At 76.5% G+C, this 3,146-nt stretch carries 3 protein-coding genes; 1 reads left to right on the forward strand and 2 read right to left on the reverse strand.

Annotated features, from left to right (window positions below):
• Positions 1–184: 184 nt before the first annotated feature.
• Together AC07A6_RS41285 and AC07A6_RS41290 are read right to left on the reverse strand one after the other, a co-directional pair.
• Positions 185–1,093: a thermonuclease family protein gene (locus AC07A6_RS41285; RefSeq protein WP_478780529.1), complete on the reverse strand. Its 909-nt coding sequence runs from the start codon at positions 1,091–1,093 to the stop codon at positions 185–187.
• A 52-nt stretch (positions 1,094–1,145) separates the two neighbouring features.
• Positions 1,146–2,219: a PP2C family protein-serine/threonine phosphatase gene (locus tag AC07A6_RS41290; protein ID WP_478780531.1), complete on the reverse strand. Its 1,074-nt coding sequence runs from the start codon at positions 2,217–2,219 to the stop codon at positions 1,146–1,148.
• A 106-nt stretch (positions 2,220–2,325) separates the two neighbouring features.
• On the opposite strand from AC07A6_RS41290, the gene AC07A6_RS41295 reads away from it, so the two are divergent.
• Positions 2,326–3,015, forward strand: coding sequence for a VIT1/CCC1 transporter family protein (locus tag AC07A6_RS41295; RefSeq protein ID WP_478780530.1), 690 nt, complete (start codon positions 2,326–2,328; stop codon positions 3,013–3,015).
• Positions 3,016–3,146 lie beyond the last annotated feature (131 nt).

Raw genomic sequence — 3,146 nt, forward strand, 5'->3', positions numbered from 1 at the left:
CGGGGGGGGGGGGGGGGGGGGGGGGGGCGGGGGGGGGGGGGGGGGGGGGGGGGGGGGGGGGGGGGGGGGGGGGGGGGGGGGGGGGGGGGGGGGGGGGAGGGCGGGGGGGGGGGGGGGGGGGGGGGGGGGGGGGGGGGGGGGGGGGGGGAACCCCCCCCCCCCCCCGCCCCTGACTCTCTCCGGCTCACTTCTCCACGAAGACGATCTCCATCGGCCCGTGGGTCATCTTCACGACCTGCCCGTCGACCTCGACGATGTGGTGCATGCCGTTGAACACGCCCGGCTTGCCCTGGATGTAGAACCGGTCCTCCCACGCCCCCGCCAGGTACGCGCGGAAGCAGGCGAGGGACGGGTTCCTCGGCTCCAGGTCCAGGTAGTCCTTCAGCCGGCGGAAGAGCTTCGGGAGGACAACGGCCCCCTTGTCGCCGGTCAGCGAGGACAGCGCGACGACCTCGGCCCCCCTGAGGGTCCGGTCCTCCTTCCACACACCCTTCTGCGCCTCCCGCGCCGCCGTGGCGGCCGCGGTGAGGGACGCCCGCAGCACCTCGGAGAAGCCGCTGTAGTAGGTCGGGTAGACCAGGCCGTCCTTGACCAGCTGGTAGTTGACCGTCTTCTCCAGCGCCTTCCCGTCCACGTCGACCTCGTAGCCGTTGAAGGCGGGCGGGAGCCCCGTGCCGACCAGGGCCACGCACCGGCCGAAGACGTCGGCGCCGCGGGTGAGGATCCAGCCCGGGACGGTCTCCGGGATGGTGCTGGTGATCTTCTCGGCCTCATCGCCGGTCCCGGTCCCGGCCCGGTGGAAATCGGTGAAGCCGACCGCCTTGAGCAGCGCGTCCGCGGCCGCGTGCGCCAGTTCCAGGGGCTGGTGCTGTACGCCCGAGGGCGAGTTCTTGTCGCCGTAGTGGGTCTCCAGTGCGTCGATGCTTTCCAGGCGGATGGAGGCCTGGCCGAAGGACCCCGGTACCACCGGTCTGGGGCCCGGCACGCGCTTCCAGTCGGTCACGTCGTCCGGGGTGAAGGAGAGGGTGTCCCCGTCGGGTTTGGTGCCCTTCGCGCGGAAGGTGCCCCTGATCAGCAGCATCGGCATGGACATGGCGGCTCCCACGGGTGTCGGGACGAGGACGCGCAGTGCATGCCCCCTGAAGCTAGGCGGGCCCCGCACCGCCCGGCAACCGCTGTTCGGGCGACAGCAGCAGCAGCGCCACGTCGTCGCGCGGGCCGCCGCCGGTGAAGGCCGCGAGGTCCCGCCACACCGCCGGGACCAGGCCCGCCGGGTCGTTCGCCAGCACCGGGACCCGCACGGCCAGCGGGTAGAAGTGCCCGGCCGCGTCGCGGGCCTCGGTGACCCCGTCCGTGTGCGCGAGCAGCCGGTCGCCCGGCAGCAGCGGCAGTTCGGCCACCGCCGGGAGGGCAGGCCCGGTCAGGCCCAGGCCCAGCGGGGGCCCAGGCTCCACGGCGGCCTCCGTGACCGTGTGCTCCCGCAGCAGCAGCGCCGGCGGATGCCCGCACGACACGATCCGTACGAGGTCCAGCCCGGGCGGGAACTCCAGCAGCAGCGCCGTGGCGAACAGCTCCGGATGCGCCACGGAGTCCGCGGCCGCGTCCGCCGCCAGCCGCCGGTCCAGCCGGGCCGCGACCGCCGCGAGCTCCTGGTCGTCCAGGACCGCCTCGCGGAAGGCGCCGAGCAGCGAGGCCACCGTTCCGACGGCCGCCAGCCCGTGCCCCTGCACGTCCCCGACCACCACCCGCACCCCGTACGGCCCGGCCCGTACGTCGAACAGGTCGCCGCCGACCAGCGTGCCCCGCTGCGCGGCCCGGTACAGCCCGGCGCAGCGCACCCGGCCCACCCGCTCCGGCACCGGCGGCAGCACCGCCAGCTGGGCCGCCTCGGCGACCGTGCGCACGCTGACGAGCTGGGCGTCCCGGCGCCGCCGCACCCAGGCGATGACCATGCTGAGCAGCCCGACGGTGGCCACGGTGGCCAGGTCGCTGCCGCGCGCGTGCCCGACCCGCAGCTCGGGGACGCCCAGCAGGAGCAGCACGAGCGCGGCGAAGACGGCGGTGCCGGCGGGCCCGTAGGCGAAGGCGGCCACGGCGGGCAGGGCCGCCAGGAAGTAGCCCAGCTCCTCCGTGCGGGTGGTCCACTGGGTGAGGCAGAGCGCGACCAGGGCCACCGCGGGCGCGATCCGGGCCCAGCGCGGCGGCGGTGCCCCCTGCAGCCAGCCCGGCTCCTCCCGTCCGCGTCTCACCCCTCCACCCTGGTACGGCGGCCCGGGCCGCGCACGCCGGGTGGCCCTGCCGGGCGCGGGCCGACACAGTGGTGGCGTGACGGATACGCGGAGCGCGGCGATCAGCACCCGGCTGAACTGGCTGCGGGCGGGGGTGCTCGGCGCCAACGACGGGATCATCTCCACCGCGGGCCTGGTGGTCGGCGTGGCCGGCGCCACCACCTCGCGCACGGCGATCCTCACGGCGGGCGTGGCCGGGCTGCTCGCGGGCTCGCTGTCGATGGCGGCGGGGGAGTACGTGTCGGTCAGCTCGCAGCGGGACTCCGAACGGGCGGCGCTGGACCTGGAGCGGCAGGAGCTGGCGGCGGAACCGGAAGCGGAGCTGGACGAGCTGACGGAGCTGCTGGCTGCGCGGGGCCTGAGCCGGGAGCTGGCCCGGGAGGCCGCCGAGCAGCTGACGGAACGGGATGCGCTGCGGGCGCACGCCCGGGTGGAGCTGGGGATCGAGCCGGACGAGCTGGCGAACCCGTGGCACGCCGCCTTCGCCAGCCTGCTCGCCTTCACGGCCGGGGCGCTGCTGCCGCTGCTGGCGGTGGTCCTGCCGGGGGCGTCGTGGCGCGTGCCGGTGACGGTGGTGGCGGTGCTGGGGGCGCTGACGCTGTGCGGGGTGGCGAGCGCGCGGCTGGGCGGGGCGCCGGTGCCGAGGGCGGTGCTGCGCAACGTGGTGGGGGGTGCCGTCGCGATGGCCGTCACGTACGCGGTGGGCAGCTGGCTGGGCTCGGTCTGAGCCGTGGCCGGGCGGTGGGGTCCGCTGCGCGGGGCCGTCCCCTACCCGCCCTTCGCCCGTTCCCCGGGCTGCGCCCGGACCCCTCCTGGGGGCTCCGCCCCCAGACCCCCGCGCCTCAAACGCCGGCGGGG

The sequence above is a fragment of the Streptomyces sp. NPDC044002 genome, assembly GCF_056434525.1.

What these genes read in the sequence shown, in the direction of transcription:
- AC07A6_RS41285 (WP_478780529.1), bottom strand. Translation starts at nt 1,093, where the DNA reads ATGTCCATGCCGATGCTGCTGATCAGGGGCACCTTCCGCGCGAAGGGC.